Raw genomic sequence first — 17,612 nt, forward strand, 5'->3', positions numbered from 1 at the left:
ATGTTCAGCCGCTGAAGCCGGCCACGTTCTGCTTCGTGACCACCTTGACCGGCACCTTCACCGTCGTGGCGACCTTCTTGCCCTGGGCGGCCCGCAGTGCGTTGTCCACCGCGATCCTGCCCAGCCGGCTCGGCTGCTGCGCCACGGACGCGTACAGCGTGCCGCCCTTGACCGCCGTCAGGCCGTCCGGCGTGCCGTCGAACCCGACCACCTGGACCGACTTGCCGGCCTTCGCGCCCAGCGCCTTGACCGCGCCGAGCGCCATCTCGTCGTTGGCGGCGATGACACCCTGGACGTCCGGGTGCGCCTGGAGCAGGTTCGACATCACGTCGAGGCCCTTGGTGCGGTCGAAGTCGGCGGGCTGCTGGGCCACGACCTCGATGCCCGGGTAGTCCTTCAGGCCCTGGGCGAAGCCCGCGGCGCGCTCCCGGGCGGCCGAGGTGCCGGCCTGGCCCTGCAGGATCACGACCTTCCCCTTGCCGTCGAGCTTCTGGGCGATCGTCTTCGCGGCGAGCTCGCCGCCCGCGACGTTGTCGGACGCCACCAGCGCCTTCGTCGTCGCCTTGTTGACGCCCCGGTCGACGGCGATCACCGGGATCTTCGCCTGGGCGGCGGTGCGGACCGACGGTCCCGCCGCGTCCGAGTCCACCGGGTTGACGATGATCGCGCCGAGGCCCGAGCTGGTGAAGTTCTGCAGCTGGTTGGCCTGCTGGGAGGCGTCGTTCTGCGCGTCCGTGACCGTCAGGTCCACGCCCAGCCTCTTCGCCTCGGCCTGCGCGCCCGCCCGGATCTGCACGAAGAACGGGTTGTTCAGCGTGGACAGCGACAGGCCCATCTTCGGCGCGGCGGTGGCGGCGGAGCCGGAGTGCAGCAGCGAGGTCGCGGCCACCACGGCCGCGGTGACCACGGCGGCCAGGCCGTACAGGGCGGCCTGCCTGCCCTTTCCGCCCGGGGAGGTGCCGGCGGCGACGGGGGTGGCCCCCGCCTTGCGCCGCACCGTGTCCAGCAGCACCGCCAGCGCGATCACGACACCGATGACGACCTGCTGCCAGAAGGCCGACACCGACAGCAGGTTGAGGCCGTTGCGCAGCACCGCCAGGATCAGCGCGCCGACCAGCGTGCCCGAGGCCTTGCCCGTGCCGCCGGCCAGCGAGGCGCCGCCGATGACGACCGCCGCGATCGCGTCCAGCTCGTAACCCTGCGCGGCCTGCGGCTGCGCGGAGGACAGCCGCGCGGCGAGCACGATGCCCGCGGCCGCGGCGAACAGCCCGGACAGGGCGTAGATCGCCAGCTTCTGCTTCTTGACCTTCAGACCCGACAGCCGGGCCGCCTCCTCGTTGCCGCCGATCGCGTACATGGAGCGGCCGATGTACGTCCGGCCCAACACGAAGGCCGTGAGCAGGCCCATGACCACCATCACGAGCACCGGCACCGGCAGCCAGCCGCCGAGCGTGTCGCCGAGGTGCGAGACGGAGTCCGGCAGGGCGATCGGGGAGCCCTGCGAGATCACCAGGGACAGACCGCGGCCCACGGACAGCATGGCCAGCGTCGCGATGAACGGCGGCAGCTTCCCGTACGCGATCAGGAAGCCGTTGACCAGGCCGCAGACGATGCCGGTGGCGACGGCGAGGACGACCGCCAGCACCACCGGGACCCCGGCCGAGGTGGCGCTCCAGGCGAGCACGGTGGCCGACAGCGCCGCCACCGAGCCGACCGACAGGTCGATGCCCGCGGAGACGATCACGAAGGTGACGCCGAAGGCGAGGATGGCGGTGACGGCCGCCTGGACGCCGATGTTGAGCAGGTTGTCCGTCGTCAGGAAGTCGCCGGACAGCGCCGACAGGGCTATGACGAGGACGACGAGCGCGGTGAGCGCGCCGTTGTCGAGCAGGACGCGGCGCAGGCCGCCCGAGGCGCCACCCGCGCCCGTCGTGCTCTTGAGCGTGTCAGTGGCCACGGGTGGCCTCCCGTCCGGTGGTAGGGGACTTGGGGGACTTGGGGGACTTGGGGGAGTCGGGGGCGCCGCCGGGCGTGTCCGGCGTGCCGGGGGTGCCGACGGCGAGCGCCATCACGGCGTCCTGCGTCGCCTCGGCGGCGGGGAGTTCACCGGCGATCCGGCCCTGCGCCATCACCAGCACCCGGTCGCTCATGCCGAGCACCTCGGGCAGATCGCTGGAGATCATCAGGACGGCGGCTCCGGCGGCCGTCAGCTCGTTGACGAGCTGGTAGATCTCGACCTTGGCGCCCACGTCGATGCCGCGCGTCGGCTCGTCGAGGATGAGCACCTTGGTGTCGGCCAGCAGCCACTTGCCGATGACGACCTTCTGCTGGTTGCCGCCGGACAGCGTCCGCACGTGCTGCCCGAGCCCGGCCATCCGCACCCCGAGCTGCCCGGCGATCCGCTCGGCCGCCGCGTGCTGCCCCTTGCGGTCGACGAGCCCGGCGCGGGTCGCCGAACGCAGGGTCACCAGGCCGAGGTTCTCCTCGACGGAGGCGTCCAGCACCAGCCCCTGGCCCTTGCGGTCCTCCGGCACCAGCCCGATCCCGGCGGCCATGGCCGCGCCCACGTCGTGGCGGCGCAGCGCGGCGCCGTCGACCCGCACCGCGCCCCGGTCGTAGGGGTCGGCCCCGAACACCGCCCGGACGACCTCGGTGCGCCCGGCGCCGACGAGCCCCGCGACACCGACGACCTCACCGGCGCGCACCTCGAAGCTGACGTCGTGGAAGACGCCGTCCCGGGTCAGTCCCTCGACGGTGAGCAGCGCGGAACCGGTCTCGGCGCGCTCGCGCGGGTACTGCTGCTCGATGGACCGTCCCACCATGAGCCGTACCAGCTCGTCCTCGGGGGTGGACGCGGGCACCTGGCCGACGCTCCTGCCGTCCCGGATGACCGTGACCCGGTCGCCCAGGGCGGCGATCTCCTCCAGGTGGTGGGTGATGAAGACGACGCCGACCCCGTCCGCGCGCAGCGCCCGCACGATCGCGAACAGCTTCTCCACCTCCTCGGAGGTGAGCACGGCGGTCGGCTCGTCCATGATCAGCACGCGCGCGTCCAGGCTGAGCGCCTTGGCGATCTCGACCATCTGCAGCCGGGCGATGCCGAGTTCGCGCACCCGCGCGCGGGGGGACACGTCGACGCCGACCCGCTCCAGCAGGACGGCGGCGTCCGCCTCCATCCGCTTCCGGTCGATCATCCCCAGCCGGCGCGGCTGGCGCCCCAGGAAGATGTTCTCGGCGACCGTCAGATCGGGCACCAGGTTGAACTCCTGGTAGATGGTGGCGATGCCGAGGCGCTCGGAGTCCCCGGCGCCCTGGATGCGCACCTCCTCACCGTCGACCAGGACACGTCCGGCGTCGGGGGTGTAGGCGCCGGAGAGCATCTTGATGAGGGTGCTCTTGCCCGCGCCGTTCTCACCGAGCAGTACGTGCACCTCGCCGCGGCGCAGATCGAAGTCGACGCCGTCGAGCGCCACCACGCCGGGGAAGGTCTTCCGTATGCCTTCGATGCGCAGCAACTCGTCCGGGTTGCTCACGGAGTGCTCCTTTGCAGGGGGGAGAGCCGCGCAGCGGGGGCCTGCGCGGCGGCCGGCTCGCCGCACGAGCGGCGGACGACGAGCCGGGCGGGGAGGGTGACGGACCGGGGAGGCCGCCCCTCGATGCGGTCCACCAGCGCGCGCACGGCGGCGCGCCCCAGCTCGCCCGTGGGCTGGGCGATCGCGGTGATCGGCGGGTCGGTGTGCACGAACCAGCGGATGTCGTCGAACGCGGCGAGCGAGATGTCGTCGGGCACCCGCAGCCCGCGCGCGCGGAGGGCGTCCAGCGCGCCGAGCGCCATCAGGTTGTCGGCGGCGAAGACGACCTCGGGCGGCTCGGGCAGGTCGAGGAAGCCCTCGGTGACCCGGCGGCCGCTCTCGGCCTGGAAGTCGCCCTGGCCTATGTAGGCGTCCGGGAGCGGGATGCCGTAGGCGGCCAGGGCCTCGCGGAAGGCGTCGACGCGCTCGCGGCCGGTGGTGGTGGCCGCCGGGCCCGCGATGATGGCGAGCCTGCGGTGTCCCAGCCGGTGCAGATGCGCGACGAGGTCCCGGACGGCGGCCCGGCCGTCGGAGCGCACCACGGGCACGTCCACCCCCTCGATCCACCGGTCGACGAACACCATCGGCGTCCCCGCGCGGGCGGCGTCCAGCATCAGCGGGGAGCCGCCGTCGGTGGGGGAGACCAGCAGACCGTCGATCCGGCGGTCCAGCAGGGTCCGTACGTGGTGGTCCTGGAGGTCGGGGCGCTCGTCGGCGTTGCCGATGATCACGCTGTAGCCGAGGGCGCGGGCCTCCTCCTCCACCGAGCGGGCCAGTTCGGTGAAGTACGGGTTCATTACGTCGCTGATGACCAGGCCGAGGGTGCGGGTCTGGTCGGTGCGCAGGGAACGGGCGACGGCGTTCGGGCGGTAGCCCAGCGACTGGACGGCGGCCAGCACGCGCTCGCGGGCGTCGGCGCTGACCGACGGGTGCTCGTTCAGGACGCGCGAGACCGTGGCGACCGATACGCCCGCCGCGGCGGCGACGTCCTTGATGCTCGCCATCGCCGTTCCACCTCCTCGTGGAATCGATTACACGGAGGATTGGAATCGATTACACGCGCGCAGGCAAGGGTGTGTTGCCGAATCGTGATGCGCGGCTGGTGGTGCGGTGACCGTCCTGCGGGGCTCGCCGGCTGTCGTCGTGGGGCGCGCCCGCCGGGCCACCCACTGAACGGCGGGCGGCCCGGCGGACGGTCGCTCACTCCTCGGTGAACAGTTCCTGTGCGGCGGTGGCGTGCAGGGCCCTCCGGGCCCAGATCTCGAGACGGTCGAGGTCCGTGCAGGCTTCGACCCGCTCGCGGACGTCGTGCGGCACGGGGATGTCGCGCCACTCGAGGATGCGGACAACCATTTCGGCCCTGACCTCTGCCCTGCCCTGCTCCCGCCCCTCTTCCCGTACCTGTTCGGCCAACGGGTGGCGCCAGAAGTACTGAATCGCCATCAGGTCCGTCCCTCCGCCTCTGCTTCGCCTGGGAGTCGGCCAGGCATGAATCGACGAACTGCACGAAGACCGCGGCGCTGTCGGGGTCGATGGTCCGCAGGGCGGATGCCAGGGACTCCAGTATTGCCGGAGCCTGCGGGCCACGCCCGTGTGTCATCGCCGAGAGAACCGCAAGAGGTACGTCGTGTTCGGCCTGCCGCTCGTCCGCGATGCCCGGCACGTTGTCCGGGCCCAGCACCAGCGGCCGGACGGTCAGCGAATGCCAGCCGGAGAAGCCGAGCCGGATCGGCCGCGACGCCCAGCGCGCCGTGGCACTGCTCTGCGTGATGACGATGAGCACCGGCTCACGAGCCGACCATCAGCTCTCCTTTCCGTACGACGTGATCAACGAGCTAGGCCGCCGCAAGTTCGCACCACACGTACTTCCCCCGGTCCCCGAAGCGCGCCGACGGGTGCCAGCCCCAGAAGTCCGCGCACGCCTTCACCAGTCCCAGCCCCCTTCCGCCCTCCGCCTCCGCGACCTGCTCCAGGGGGCGTGGCGGGTCCGGAGGTGCGGGATCGGTGTCCCACGCCCCGATCCACACCACTCCTTCCGGGGTCCGGCGGACCCGCAGCGCGGCCGGCCCCTTCGTGTGGCGCACGGCGTTGGAGACCAGCTCCGCGGCCAGCAGCTCGGCCGTGTCGGTCAGCCCGATCAGACCGTGCAGGGTCAGGATCAGGCGCAGGGTGCGGCGGCAGACGGTCACGGCTCTCAGGTCGTTGGGGATGTAGAGGGTGTAGTCCCAGGTTTCGGGCATGCGTCATCAACTCCCTTGACGGGGAGGGGATTTGGCGCACGGTGGCATTGCCGCAGCCGTCATGGCACGGCGGAGCGGTGCGCTTCCGCTGCGTGTGCGTTGCGTCACCGACGGTAGATCTAAATTTAGGGACGCGGCAAGCCGGTCGCGTAATCTGCCCCCTAACGAGTCGCGCCTGCGGCGCGTTAGGAGGGCCGGTAGATGGTGAAGAGGCGTGAAACCACGGCACGCCAGATGCGACTGGCCACTGAGCTGCGCAGACTTCGCGAGGCCGCGGGCCTCAACTCCCGTCAGGCAGCCGCGCTGCTCGGTGTCGGAGCCGCACAGATCACCCATATCGAGTCGGCGCTCGCGGGTGTGAGCGAGCAGCGAGTCCGTCGCCTCGCATCTCACTACGCCTGCACGGACCAGGAGTTCGTGGACGCCCTGGTTGCGATGGCCACCGATCGGACGCGCGGCTGGTGGGAGGACTACCGGGGTCTGCTGCCCACGTCCTTCCTGGACTTGTCGGAGTTGGAGCATCACGCGCGGTTCCTACGGCACGTGGCGATCCTTTACGTGCCGGGCCTGCTGCAGACTGAGGACTACGCACGTGCCGTCTTCGAGTCGAGGGTGCCGGAACTGACCGGCGAAGAGGTCGAGTTGCGCATCCAGCACCGAAAGGCGCGCCAGGACTTCGCCGTCCCGTACGAAGCCGTGATTCATGAGGCGGCACTCAGGATCAGAGTCGGCGACCGTGTCACGGCAAGGGCTCAACTCACCCGGCTTCTCGAATTGTCCGAAGCGGACCACATCACCGTACGCGTCATCCCCATGGACCTGGACGGCTTCGCCACGGCGTCGAGCACGATGACGTATGTCGGTGGCCCCTTGTCCAAGTTGGACACAGTCGTGCGTGACGCGCCCCATGGCTCACTCCTCATCGACGCCGAGGCACAGCTCACCACTTATCGAACGCGCTTCCATAGAGTGGAAGCCGCATCACTTGCCCCCGACCGGTCGCGCGACTTCATCCACAATCTGACGAGAGAGCTGTGAGGCCCCCGATGGACAACTGGCGGAAGTCGTCCTACTCCGGCGAGGGTGACGGCAACGAATGCGTCGAGATCGCGAACCGCCCCACCCACATAGCCGTCCGCGACTCGAAAGTCCCCGCCCGAGCCACCCTCACCTTCCCCACCCCCGCCTTCGCCGCCTTCCTCGCAGACCTCAAGAAGCGCCCGCGCCCGTAAGGCGGACCGTGTCCGTTGTCGTACCCCGCGGGTACCGTCGGATCATGGCGCAACAGGCGGGGACCGACACGGGCGAACGGCGGCTCGCCGTGCTCGAAGGCGTGCTGGAGCGGATCACGTACGCCAACGAGGAGAACGGGTACACGGTCGCCCGCGTCGACACCGGCCGCGGCGGCGGTGACCTCCTCACGGTCGTCGGCGCGCTGCTCGGCGCGCAGGTCGGCGAGTCCCTGCGCATGGAGGGCCGCTGGGGCTCCCACCCGCAGTACGGCAAGCAGTTCCACGTCGAGAACTACACGACCGTCCTGCCGGCCACCGTCCAGGGCATCCGCCGCTACCTCGGCTCCGGCCTGGTCAAGGGCATCGGCCCGGTCTTCGCCGACCGCATCACCCAGCACTTCGGCCTGGACACCCTGAAGATCATCGAGGAGGAGCCCAAGCGGCTGATCGAGGTCCCCGGCCTCGGCCCCAAGCGCACCCGGAAGATCGCCGACGCCTGGGAGGAGCAGAAAGCGATCAAGGAGGTCATGCTCTTCCTCCAGACCGTCGAGGTGTCCACGTCGATCGCGGTGCGCATCTACAAGAAGTACGGCGACGCCTCGATCTCGGTGGTGCGGAACCAGCCGTACCGGCTGGCGTCGGACGTCTGGGGCATCGGCTTCCTCACCGCCGACCGGATCGCGCGGTCCGTCGGGATCCCGCACGACAGCCCGGAGCGCGTCAAGGCGGGCCTGCAGTACGCGCTGTCGCAGTCCACCGACCAGGGCCACTGCTTCCTGCCCGAGGAGCGGCTGATCGCGGACGCGGTCAAGCTCCTCCAGGTCGACACCGGCCTCGTCATCGAGTGCCTGGCCGAGCTCGCGGAGCCCGCCGAGGAGGGCGCCGACCCCGGAGTCGTACGGGAGAAGGTGCCCGGCCCGGACGGCGGGGACCCGGTGACGGCGGTCTACCTCGTCCCCTTCCACCGCGCCGAACTCTCCCTGGCCGCCCAGGTGCTGCGCCTGCTGCGCACGGAGGCCGACCGGATGCCGTCCTTCCGGCAGGTGGACTGGGACCGGGCCCTGGGCTGGCTGCGCGGCCGCACCGGGGTCGAGCTGGCGCCCGAGCAGGAGGCGGCCGTGCGGCTGGCGCTCACCGAGAAGGTGGCCGTGCTGACCGGAGGCCCCGGCTGTGGCAAGTCCTTCACCGTGCGCTCGATCGTGGAGCTGGCCCGGGCCAGGAAGGCCAAGGTGGTGCTGGCCGCGCCCACCGGCCGGGCCGCCAAGCGGCTGGCCGAGCTGACCGGCGCCGAGGCGTCCACCGTCCACCGCCTGCTGGAGCTCAAGCCCGGCGGGGACGCGGCGTACGACAGGGACCGCCCGCTGGACGCCGACCTGGTGGTCGTGGACGAGGCGTCGATGCTGGACCTGCTGCTGGCCAACAAGCTGGTCAAGGCGGTGCCCCCGGGCGCCCATCTGCTCTTCGTCGGGGACGTGGACCAGTTGCCCAGCGTCGGCGCCGGCGAGGTCCTGCGGGATCTGCTGGCCGAGGGCGGCCCGGTCCCCGCCGTCCGCCTCACACGCGTGTTCCGGCAGGCCCAGCAGTCCGGCGTGGTGACCAACGCGCACCGGATCAACGCGGGACAGTACCCGGTCACCGACGGCATGAAGGACTTCTTCCTCTTCGTCGAGGACGACACCGAGGAGGCCGGCCGGCTCACCGTGGACGTGGCGGCGCGGCGGATCCCGGCCCGGTTCGGGCTGGATCCGCGCCGGGACGTGCAGGTCCTCGCGCCCATGCACCGGGGCCCGGCGGGCGCCGGCACCCTCAACGGCCTGCTCCAGCAGGCCGTCACACCGGGCCGGCCCGACCTCCCGGAGAAGCGGTTCGGCGGCCGCGTCTTCCGCGTCGGAGACAAGGTCACCCAGGTCCGCAACAATTACGAGAAGGGGAGGAACGGTGTCTTCAACGGCACCGTGGGCGTGGTCACCTCGCTCGACCCGGTCGACCAGCGCCTGACGGTGCTGACGGACGAGGACGAGGAGGTGGCCTACGAGTTCGACGAACTGGACGAGCTGGCCCACGCGTACGCGGTGACCATTCACCGCTCCCAGGGGAGTGAATACCCCGCCGTGGTGATCCCCGTCACCACGGGCGCGTGGATGATGCTGCAACGCAACCTGCTGTACACGGCGGTGACCCGGGCCAAGAAGCTCGTCGTCCTCGTCGGTTCCCGCAAGGCGCTCGGACAGGCGGTCCGCACGGTGTCGGCGGGGCGGCGCTGCACGGCACTCGACTTCCGGCTCGAACGGGCCTGAACCGGCCCGAACAGGCCGTCGGAGCCCGGCATCCCAAAAAATGATCGATCAAACGAGTCGCAAAGGTCACACAGCACTTCCCGTGACCGGATCGAGCGGGCAGGATGAGCAGGTTGGCGGCACTGAGTGCCGCCAATAGGCCCAACGGTCGACCCCGAGTGCACTCTCCTGAGCCAAATGGGGGATGGTAGAGACAGTCAGGGCACCTCGAAGATGAGGCACTACGTCGGTGAGGGAAGACGTGAGCGACAACTCTGTAGTACTGCGGTACGACGGCAGCGAGTACACCTACCCGGTGATCGACAGCACCGTCGGCGACAAGGGCTTCGACATCGGGAAGCTGCGCGCCCAGACCGGTCTGGTGACCCTGGACAGCGGGTACGGCAACACGGCCGCCTACAAATCCGCCGTCACCTACCTCGACGGTGAGCAGGGCATCCTCCGCTACCGCGGCTACCCGATCGAGCAGCTGGCGGAGCGCTCCACCTTCCTGGAGGTGGCCTACCTGCTGATCAACGGTGAGCTGCCGACCGTCGACGAGCTCACCACCTTCAAGAACGACATCACGCAGCACACCCTGCTGCACGAGGACGTCAAGAACTTCTACAAGGGCTTCCCGCGCGACGCCCACCCGATGGCGATGCTGTCGTCCGTCGTCTCGGCGCTGTCCACCTTCTACCAGGACAGCCACAACCCGTTCGACGAGAAGCAGCGCAACCTCTCGACCATCCGGCTGCTCGCCAAGCTTCCGACGATCGCCGCGTACGCGTACAAGAAGTCGATCGGTCACCCGTTCGTCTACCCGCGCAACGACCTCGGCTACGTCGAGAACTTCCTGCGCATGACCTTCTCGGTGCCGGCCCAGGAGTACGACCTCGACCCGGTCGTCGTCTCGGCGCTCGACAAGCTGCTGATCCTGCACGCGGACCACGAGCAGAACTGCTCGACCTCCACGGTCCGCCTGGTCGGCTCCTCGCAGGCCAACATGTTCGCGTCGATCTCGGCCGGCATCAACGCCCTGTGGGGCCCGCTGCACGGCGGCGCCAACCAGTCCGTCCTGGAGATGCTGGAGGGCATCCGCGACTCCGGGAACGACGTCGACACCTTCATCCGCAAGGTGAAGAACAAGGAGGACGGCGTCCGCCTGATGGGCTTCGGCCACCGGGTCTACAAGAACTTCGACCCGCGTGCCAAGATCATCAAGGCCGCCGCGCACGACGTGCTCTCGGCCCTGGGCAAGGATGACGAGCTCCTCGACATCGCCCTGAAGCTGGAGGAGCACGCCCTCTCCGACGACTATTTCGTCGAGCGCAAGCTCTACCCGAACGTCGACTTCTACACCGGTCTGATCTACCGGGCCATGGGCTTCCCGACCGAGATGTTCACGGTCCTGTTCGCCCTCGGCCGCCTGCCGGGCTGGATCGCCCAGTGGCACGAGATGATCAAGGAGCCGGGCTCCCGCATCGGCCGCCCGCGCCAGATCTACACGGGCGTGGTCGAGCGCGACTTCGTCCCGGTCGAGGAGCGATAGACCTCGGGCGCACAGCGGACAAGCGGAAGGCGCCCTGGCGCCGGTCCCCCCACGGGCCGGCGTCCAGGGCGCCTTCCCATGTCCCGGTGCGGATTCCCCCCACGGGATCCGGCCGGGCGTCTATGAGGCCAGCGCCTGAATTCGCTGTGTGAGCAGAACGAGCAGAAGTCGTCGTGCTCCCGCACTTCCGTGCGGTCGTGCCATTGTGCTGTCGTACTGCTGTGCGATCTGCCGGGACGCGCACGCGCGGGAGGGCCGCTCAAAGCTTCCCGGTGTACGTGCCCCGGCAACGCTCCCCCAAGCTCTCAACGTCGTGCGAGCAGGGAGGTACCCCCAACTGAGGAAGTCCCCCAAGACATCCTCAGATGCCAGCCAACGCCCCCCAAGACGCTGTCTGACATCGCCAACTTAGACCTTCGAACCCCTTCGATGGTTACATTCGCATCACTGTGATCTGCATCTCTTGCATCTGTCCGTTTGATGCGCAAGGTCCCCGATACGGCGATCGAGGCTCCAGCGTAAGGAAGATGCGCGAGCCTTGTGAAGAGCTTATGTGAGGCGCGCGCCCGACTCTAGAGGGACTCTTACTTCCGCCGCAGTGAAATCGCCGCGGCCGGAGCGCGGTTCAGGCCGTGCCGACGAGTTCGAAGCCCGCCTCGTCGATGGCGGCGCGCACGGCCTCCTCGTCGAGCGGCGCCGCGGAGACGACCGTGACCTCGCCGGTCGAGGCGACGGCCTTCACCGAGTCGACGCCGGGCAGCTCCGAGAGCTCGGCGGAGACGGAGCCCTCGCAGTGTCCGCAGCTCATTCCGCTCACCTGGTAGACGGCGGTGACGGTGTCCGGGGTGCCGGTGTGGACGGTCATGGCGTTTCTCCTTGTCGAGGCGGACGAAACCGGTGTGGCCAACGAGGAGAACTATACCCCTAGGGGGTATAAAGCCCGCTTCGCCCCGCCGGACGGGGGCTACCGTTCCGCCAGAGATCCCGGCGGAAGGACGGCGAGGCGGCGGATGCGGGCTGTGGTGTTCGAGCGGTACGGAGAGCCGGCCGAGGTGCGCGAGGTGGCCGACCCGCGGCCCGCGGAGCACGGGGTCGTGGTGCGGGTCGAGGCGACCGGCCTGTGCCGCAGCGACTGGCACGGATGGATGGGCCACGACCCCGGCATCACGCTCCCGCACGTGCCGGGCCACGAACTCGCCGGGCTGGTCGAGGCGGTGGGCCCCCGGGTGACCCGATGGCGGCTCGGCGACCGGGTCACCGTCCCCTTCGTCTGCGCCTGCGGCAGCTGCCCCGCCTGCGCGGCCGGGGACCAGCAGGTGTGCGAGCGGCAGACCCAGCCCGGTTTCACCCACTGGGGCTCCTTCGCCCAGTACGTCGCGCTCGACCACGCCGACGTCAACCTGGTCGCCGTGCCCGAGGCGCTCTCCTTCGCGACGGCGGCCTCGCTCGGCTGCCGGTTCGCCACCGCGTTCCGCGCGGTGGTGCGGCAGGGCCGGGTCGCGCCCGGCGAATGGGTCGCCGTGCACGGCTGCGGGGGCGTCGGCCTGTCGGCGGTGATGATCGCGGCGGCCTCGGGGGCCCGGGTCGTGGCGGTCGACGTGTCGCCGAAGGCGCTGGAACTGGCGCGGACGTTCGGCGCGGCCGCGTGCGTGGACGCGGCGGCCGCGCCCGACACCGCCGCGCGGATCCGCGAGGTGACCGGCGGCGGCGCCCACCTCTCCCTCGACGCGCTCGGATCCGCGGCCACCTGCGCGGCCTCCGTGAACGGGCTGCGCCGCCGGGGCCGCCACGTCCAGGTCGGCCTGCTCCCCTCCGCGACGGGCACGACCCCGGTGCCGATGGCCCGCGCGGTCGCCCTGGAACTGGAACTGCTCGGCAGCCACGGGATGGCCGCGCACGCCTACCCCGAGATGCTGCGCCTGGTCGAGGCCGGCGTGCTGCGCCCCGACCTCCTGGTGACGGCGACCGTCCCGCTCGCGGCGGCCCCCGGCGCCCTGGCGGCGATGGGGACGGCGCCGGGCTCCGGGGTGACGGTCGTCGAGCCGTGGGACTGACTCGTCGAGCCGTGGGACTGCCCATCGGGCCGGGGGACTGACTCGTCGGGTCGTGGGACCGACTCGTCGGGCTGTGGAGCCGACATGACGGCGCCCCACTCATGGGTGGGGCTCACCGTCACGCAGGGCCGCGGGGGAGAAGCCGCGGGTCAGTCGCCTCTTTGGCTGCGGTTGCGGGGCCGGGAGGCGACCCAGGTCCGGACCGTGTCGGCGTACCAGTAGGGCTTGCCGCTCTCCACGTGGTCGGGCGGGGGCAGCAGGCCGTGCTTGCGGTAGGACCGCACCGTGTCCGGCTGCACCTTGATGTGCGCCGCGATCTCCTTGTACGACCAGAGCCTTCGGTCGGTCATGCGTGGCACCTCCCCGCGCGCGCCGCGGCGGAGGCCGGGTGGGCCGTCGGGGGAGCCGGGCGCTGTGCTGGCGATCACAAAGCCTGTGTACCGGGAACGACCCACGCCGAGGAGCGGCAAGTGCCTGTCGAGGGGGTGTGACGGACAACCCGCCTACACGCGACATGTGTGACACGGGTGAGGTCTTTGTGACGGAACCGATGCACAGGACACCCGTGACCGGAGAGGTGACGGGACGGTGGACAGCTGGAGAATGTCTAGTCCGAATGTCCGGACAAAACATTGACAGGGCTCCATGTCCGGCACTACAACCGGGGGAGGCGATGCGAAAGGGAGCCGATGGCGTACGACCTCGTCACCGGGGCGGAGCGGGGTGGGCCCGTGTCCGCCGCCCGGAGACGGGGAGCAGCGCATCCCGGGCCGTGCGGGCGTGTCCGGCGGGGCCGCCCGCCCCGTCCCCGCGCGTTGCGCCACCCGGGTACAGATCGCCTCCGGCGCGGGAGGCCGCTTCGCCCTGGCAGGAGCGAAGTGCGAGCGTCGACTCCCCGCCCGCCACGGCCCCGCGCCGGAGGTTCTACCCCCGGGCACCGTCGAGGTCCGGTGGCCTCGCGGGGGCCCCGGGGGCGCACACTCCCACATGTGTCTACACGGGGACCGAAACCGCAGACACAGTGTCGGGCGCGCCCTCGCCGCCGGCCTGGTGGGATGGACCTGTGACCGCGGCCGCGACGATCGTCGGCGGCCGGGGCACATGAGCCGCACGCACGGCACGTCTCGACCCGACGCCGCCACTTGTGAAGGAGTTACCGGGCATGACGAAGATCGTCAACCACTGGATCGGCGGGAAGACCGTCGAAGGCGCCTCGGGTACGTACGGGCCGGTCACCGACCCGGCGACCGGTGAGGTCACCACCAAGGTCGCCTTCGCGACGGTCGACGAGGTGGACGCGGCGGTCGCCGCCGCCAAGGACGCGTTCGCCGGCTGGGGCCGGTCCTCGCTGGCCCAGCGCACCTCGATCCTCTTCAAGTTCCGCGCGCTGCTCGACGCGCACCGCGACGAGATCGCCGAGCTGATCACCGCCGAGCACGGCAAGGTGCACTCCGACGCGCTCGGCGAGGTCGCCCGCGGCCTGGAGATCGTCGACCTCGCCTGCGGTATCACCGTGCAGCTCAAGGGCGAGCTGTCCACGCAGGTCGCCAGCCGTGTCGACGTGGCCTCGATCCGGCAGCCGCTGGGCGTGGTCGCGGGCATCACGCCGTTCAACTTCCCGGCGATGGTCCCGATGTGGATGTTCCCGATCGCCATCGCCTGCGGCAACACCTTCGTACTGAAGCCGAGCGAGAAGGACCCCTCCGCCTCCCTGAAGCTCGCCGAGCTGCTGGCCGAGGCGGGCCTGCCGGACGGCGTGTTCAACGTCGTGCACGGCGACAAGGTGGCGGTGGACCGCCTCCTGGAGCACCCGGACGTCAAGGCCGTGTCCTTCGTCGGCTCCACCCCGATCGCCCGCTACATCCACACCACCGCCTCCGCCAACGGCAAGCGCGTCCAGGCCCTCGGCGGTGCCAAGAACCACATGCTCGTGCTGCCGGACGCCGACCTGGACGCGGCAGCCGACGCCGCAGTCTCGGCCGCCTACGGCTCCGCGGGCGAGCGCTGCATGGCCATCTCCGCGGTCGTCGCGGTCGGCGCCATCGGCGACGAGCTGGTGGAGAAGATCCGCGAGCGCGCCGAGAAGATCAAGATCGGCCCCGGCGCCGACCCGGCCTCCGAGATGGGCCCGCTGATCACCAAGGTCCACCGCGACAAGGTGGCGTCCTACGTCGAGGGCGCGGCGGCCGAGGGCGCCGAGGTGGTGCTCGACGGCACCGGCTTCACGGTGGACGGCTTCGAGGACGGCCACTGGATCGGCATCTCGCTGCTCGACAGGGTGCCGACCACCGCCAAGGCGTACCAGGACGAGATCTTCGGCCCGGTGCTGTGCGTGCTGCGCGTGGACACCTACGAGGAGGGCGTGGCCCTCATCAACGGCTCGCCGTTCGGCAACGGCACCGCGATCTTCACCCGGGACGGCGGCGCCGCCCGCCGCTTCCAGCTGGAGATCGAGGCCGGCATGGTCGGCGTGAACGTGCCGATCCCGGTGCCGGTGGGCTACCACTCCTTCGGTGGCTGGAAGGACTCCCTCTTCGGCGACCACCACATCTACGGCAACGACGGGACGCACTTCTACACCCGCGGCAAGGTGGTCACCACCCGCTGGCCGGACCCCTCCGAGGCCCCCACGGGCGTCGACCTCGGGTTCCCGCGCAACCACTGATCGTCACCGAACGCCGTCGTCAGGCCGTCCGTTATGCGGACGGCCTGACATTTTTTTGCCCCCCGCGCTGCGGATGTCGTGCGCGTGGGACGAAAAGGGTGATGCAGGCCACGTGTTGTGATGGCATTGGAAAGCAAGGTCAGTTTCCGAACAGGCTTTCTGAATGCCCTGTTGTGGTCTCGACGCCTGGGAAAGTGATGTCAGCTCAGGCGATCGACGAGTACGGATTCCGTAGGTAAACGGCCATTGACGTGGCGGTTTTCGTCGGGGTTCCATTCAGCGCCGGGAGCGGACGACAGTACGTAGGACCGAAGCCGCCGGAGGCGATAACGCTCCCGAAGCCCTCATCTGCTGCACGAGTCGATCGGAACCGCCGCATGACCGACACGCTCCGCCCTGTCGAGAACGCCGTCCCACAGGCGACAGACAGCCCCCAGACGCTCAAGCGCTCCATCGGGGTGGTCGGCGGCACGCTCCTCACCCTCTCCTGCGTGACGCCGGCCTCCACGCTGTTCGTGGTCGTCCCGGACCTGTTCGGATCCCTCGGCACCGCCACCGCCCTGACGATCGCCATCGGCTCCCTCCTCTGCATCGCCGTGGCGTTCTGCTACTCGGAGCTGGGCACCCTCATCCCCAGCGCGGGCGGCGAGTACGCCATGGTGTCGACGATGGCCGGACGGCTGGCGGGCTGGCTGGTCTTCGTCCTGTCGCTGCTGGTCGTGATGATCGTGCCGCCCGTGATCGCCATCGGCACGGCGGACTACCTGGCCCCGATCGTGCACCTCGACGCGTCCTGGACCGGCGCCGGCGTGATGCTGCTGGCCACTCTCGCCGGTCTGCTGGACCTGCGCGCCAACGCCTGGATCACCGGCATCTTCCTGGTCCTCGAAGTGATCGCCGCCGGTGTCGTGGCCCTGCTGGGCTTCGCCCACAGCCACCGCGGGGTGGGCAGCCTCGTCTCGATGCAGGTGGCCGGCACCGACGGCCACACGGACACCGTGACGGCCATGCTGATCGTCTCCGGCCTCGCCATCGCGCTTTTCGTCACCCAGGGCTTCTCGACGGCCGTCTACCTCTCCGAGGAGCTGGAGCACCCGCGCCGCAACGTGGCCCGCACGGTGCTCGCCACCCTCGCCATCTCCACCGTGATCATCCTGGTGCCGGTCGTCGCCATCACCATGGGCGCCTCCGACGTCAAGGAGCTCACCGGCGGCGACCTCAGCGGCATGGTGACCGCCTGGTCCAACTCCGCCGTCGGCACCTTCGTCAGCCTCTGCGTGGCCCTCGCGATCATCAACGCGGGCATCGTCATGGTCATCCAGAACTCCCGCGTCCTCTTCGCCTCAGCCCGCGACAAGGCCTGGCCCGAGCCGGTCAACAACGTCTTCGCCAAGCTCGGCCGGTTCGGCTCCCCGTGGGTCTCCACGCTCGCGGTGGGCGTGCCCGGGGCGGCCCTGTGCTTCGTCAACCTGGACACCCTCTACGGCGTCACGGGCGTGTCGGTGACCGGCATGTACCTGCTCGTCGCGGTCGCCGCCCTGCTCGCCCGCCGGGGCTCGCACAAGCACACGCCCGCCTGGCGGATGCCGCTGTGGCCCGTGATGCCCGTCCTGCTGATCGCCGTCCTGACGTACGTCCTCAGCCAGCAGGAGACCGGCTACCTGCTGTGGACCGGTGGCATCACCGCCGTCGCCACCCTGTACTGGGCCTTCTACCTCCGCCCGCGCCGCGACACCCGCTGGCTGGTGTCCGTCCCGGAGGACGCCCGGGTCTGACCCTCGGGCGAGGTCCCAGGTCATCACCGAGCACGATCGTCGTCCTTGCCCCCGCACTGCGGTAGGTGGCAAGGGCGACGTCGTTTCCGGCGTCGACCAGGACCCACATGCCGTGGCAGCCCGCCTCCCGGCCCAGCGCTGCGAGCCGCCCGATCAGGGCCCGCGCGCCCCCCGCCGCCGGTACGGCTCGGCGACCGCCACCTCGTACAGGAGCAGTTCGGCGCCCTTGTCCGGACGCACCGTCTC

Annotated in this window: 13 protein-coding genes and 3 pseudogenes; 9 read left to right on the forward strand and 7 right to left on the reverse strand. The window is 70.5% G+C overall.

The features are described from left to right. Nucleotides 1–4 precede the first annotated feature (4 nt). The 5 genes and pseudogenes from ACIQ9G_RS01175 to ACIQ9G_RS01195 form a co-directional block, all read right to left on the reverse strand. Nucleotides 5–1,957, reverse strand: a complete 1,953-nt coding sequence (locus tag ACIQ9G_RS01175; RefSeq protein ID WP_403604445.1) for a substrate-binding domain-containing protein — start codon at nucleotides 1,955–1,957, stop codon at nucleotides 5–7. Further along, nucleotides 1,947–3,533 (reverse strand): sugar ABC transporter ATP-binding protein, encoded by a 1,587-nt coding sequence (locus ACIQ9G_RS01180; RefSeq protein WP_403604448.1) that lies wholly within the window; start codon nucleotides 3,531–3,533, stop codon nucleotides 1,947–1,949. The genes ACIQ9G_RS01175 and ACIQ9G_RS01180 overlap by 11 nt, the downstream gene beginning before the upstream one ends. Next, the gene (locus tag ACIQ9G_RS01185) at nucleotides 3,530–4,576 is read right to left on the reverse strand and encodes a LacI family DNA-binding transcriptional regulator (protein ID WP_403604451.1); all 1,047 of its coding nucleotides are present in this window, start codon (nucleotides 4,574–4,576) and stop codon (nucleotides 3,530–3,532) included. Before ACIQ9G_RS01185 ends, ACIQ9G_RS01180 begins: the two co-directional genes overlap by 4 nt. A 196-nt stretch (nucleotides 4,577–4,772) precedes the next feature. Continuing rightward, nucleotides 4,773–5,361 (reverse strand): annotated as a pseudogene (locus tag ACIQ9G_RS01190) (hypothetical protein); the annotation flags it as partial. Nucleotides 5,362–5,407: 46 nt separating this feature from the next. Beyond that, nucleotides 5,408–5,812 carry an ATP-binding protein gene (locus ACIQ9G_RS01195; protein ID WP_403604454.1) on the reverse strand — a complete coding sequence of 135 codons (405 nt, stop codon included), beginning with the start codon at nucleotides 5,810–5,812 and terminating at the stop codon, nucleotides 5,408–5,410. Between the two features lie 201 nt (nucleotides 5,813–6,013). On the opposite strand from ACIQ9G_RS01195, the gene ACIQ9G_RS01200 reads away from it, so the two are divergent. The 4 genes from ACIQ9G_RS01200 (at nucleotide 6,014) to ACIQ9G_RS01215 (ending at nucleotide 10,872) form a co-directional block, all read left to right on the forward strand. Continuing rightward, nucleotides 6,014–6,850: a DUF5753 domain-containing protein gene (locus ACIQ9G_RS01200; RefSeq protein WP_403604457.1), complete on the forward strand. Its 837-nt coding sequence runs from the start codon at nucleotides 6,014–6,016 to the stop codon at nucleotides 6,848–6,850. 8 nt (nucleotides 6,851–6,858) lie between these two features. Continuing rightward, complete coding sequence (locus ACIQ9G_RS01205; protein WP_403604460.1) at nucleotides 6,859–7,044, forward strand: DUF397 domain-containing protein; 186 nt, start codon at nucleotides 6,859–6,861, stop codon at nucleotides 7,042–7,044. Nucleotides 7,045–7,088: 44 nt separating this feature from the next. Continuing rightward, the gene (locus ACIQ9G_RS01210; RefSeq protein WP_403604463.1) at nucleotides 7,089–9,341 is read left to right on the forward strand and encodes an ATP-dependent RecD-like DNA helicase; all 2,253 of its coding nucleotides are present in this window, start codon (nucleotides 7,089–7,091) and stop codon (nucleotides 9,339–9,341) included. 241 nt (nucleotides 9,342–9,582) lie between these two features. Next, nucleotides 9,583–10,872: a citrate synthase gene (locus ACIQ9G_RS01215; protein ID WP_356192495.1), complete on the forward strand. Its 1,290-nt coding sequence runs from the start codon at nucleotides 9,583–9,585 to the stop codon at nucleotides 10,870–10,872. A 625-nt stretch (nucleotides 10,873–11,497) separates the two neighbouring features. On the opposite strand, the gene ACIQ9G_RS01220 is transcribed toward ACIQ9G_RS01215, so the two are convergent. Next, nucleotides 11,498–11,737, reverse strand: a complete 240-nt coding sequence (locus ACIQ9G_RS01220; protein ID WP_403604468.1) for a heavy-metal-associated domain-containing protein — start codon at nucleotides 11,735–11,737, stop codon at nucleotides 11,498–11,500. 145 nt (nucleotides 11,738–11,882) lie between these two features. On the opposite strand from ACIQ9G_RS01220, the gene ACIQ9G_RS01225 reads away from it, so the two are divergent. Continuing rightward, nucleotides 11,883–12,926 carry a zinc-dependent alcohol dehydrogenase family protein gene (locus ACIQ9G_RS01225; RefSeq protein WP_403604471.1) on the forward strand — a complete coding sequence of 348 codons (1,044 nt, stop codon included), beginning with the start codon at nucleotides 11,883–11,885 and terminating at the stop codon, nucleotides 12,924–12,926. Nucleotides 12,927–13,075: 149 nt separating this feature from the next. Here ACIQ9G_RS01225 and ACIQ9G_RS01230 read toward each other — a convergent pair whose 3' ends face one another. Further along, the gene (locus ACIQ9G_RS01230; RefSeq protein ID WP_403604474.1) at nucleotides 13,076–13,276 is read right to left on the reverse strand and encodes a helix-turn-helix transcriptional regulator; all 201 of its coding nucleotides are present in this window, start codon (nucleotides 13,274–13,276) and stop codon (nucleotides 13,076–13,078) included. Between the two features lie 475 nt (nucleotides 13,277–13,751). On the opposite strand from ACIQ9G_RS01230, the pseudogene ACIQ9G_RS01235 reads away from it, so the two are divergent. The 4 genes and pseudogenes from ACIQ9G_RS01235 to ACIQ9G_RS01250 all read left to right on the forward strand — a co-directional run. After that, nucleotides 13,752–13,850, forward strand: a pseudogene (locus tag ACIQ9G_RS01235) (5-deoxy-glucuronate isomerase); the annotation flags it as partial. Nucleotides 13,851–13,881: 31 nt separating this feature from the next. Next, a pseudogene (locus tag ACIQ9G_RS01240) lies at nucleotides 13,882–14,074 on the forward strand (3D-(3,5/4)-trihydroxycyclohexane-1,2-dione acylhydrolase (decyclizing)); the annotation flags it as partial. Between the two features lie 14 nt (nucleotides 14,075–14,088). Then, nucleotides 14,089–15,591 (forward strand): CoA-acylating methylmalonate-semialdehyde dehydrogenase, encoded by a 1,503-nt coding sequence (gene mmsA / locus ACIQ9G_RS01245; protein WP_403604477.1) that lies wholly within the window; start codon nucleotides 14,089–14,091, stop codon nucleotides 15,589–15,591. Nucleotides 15,592–15,968: 377 nt separating this feature from the next. Next, on the forward strand, nucleotides 15,969–17,366 hold the full coding sequence (locus ACIQ9G_RS01250) for an APC family permease (RefSeq protein WP_403604480.1): 1,398 nt from the start codon (nucleotides 15,969–15,971) through the stop codon (nucleotides 17,364–17,366). The last annotated feature ends 246 nt before the right edge of the window (nucleotides 17,367–17,612 follow it).

The sequence above is a fragment of the Streptomyces sp. NPDC096152 genome (assembly GCF_044763235.1).
Taxonomy (GTDB): domain Bacteria; phylum Actinomycetota; class Actinomycetes; order Streptomycetales; family Streptomycetaceae; genus Streptomyces.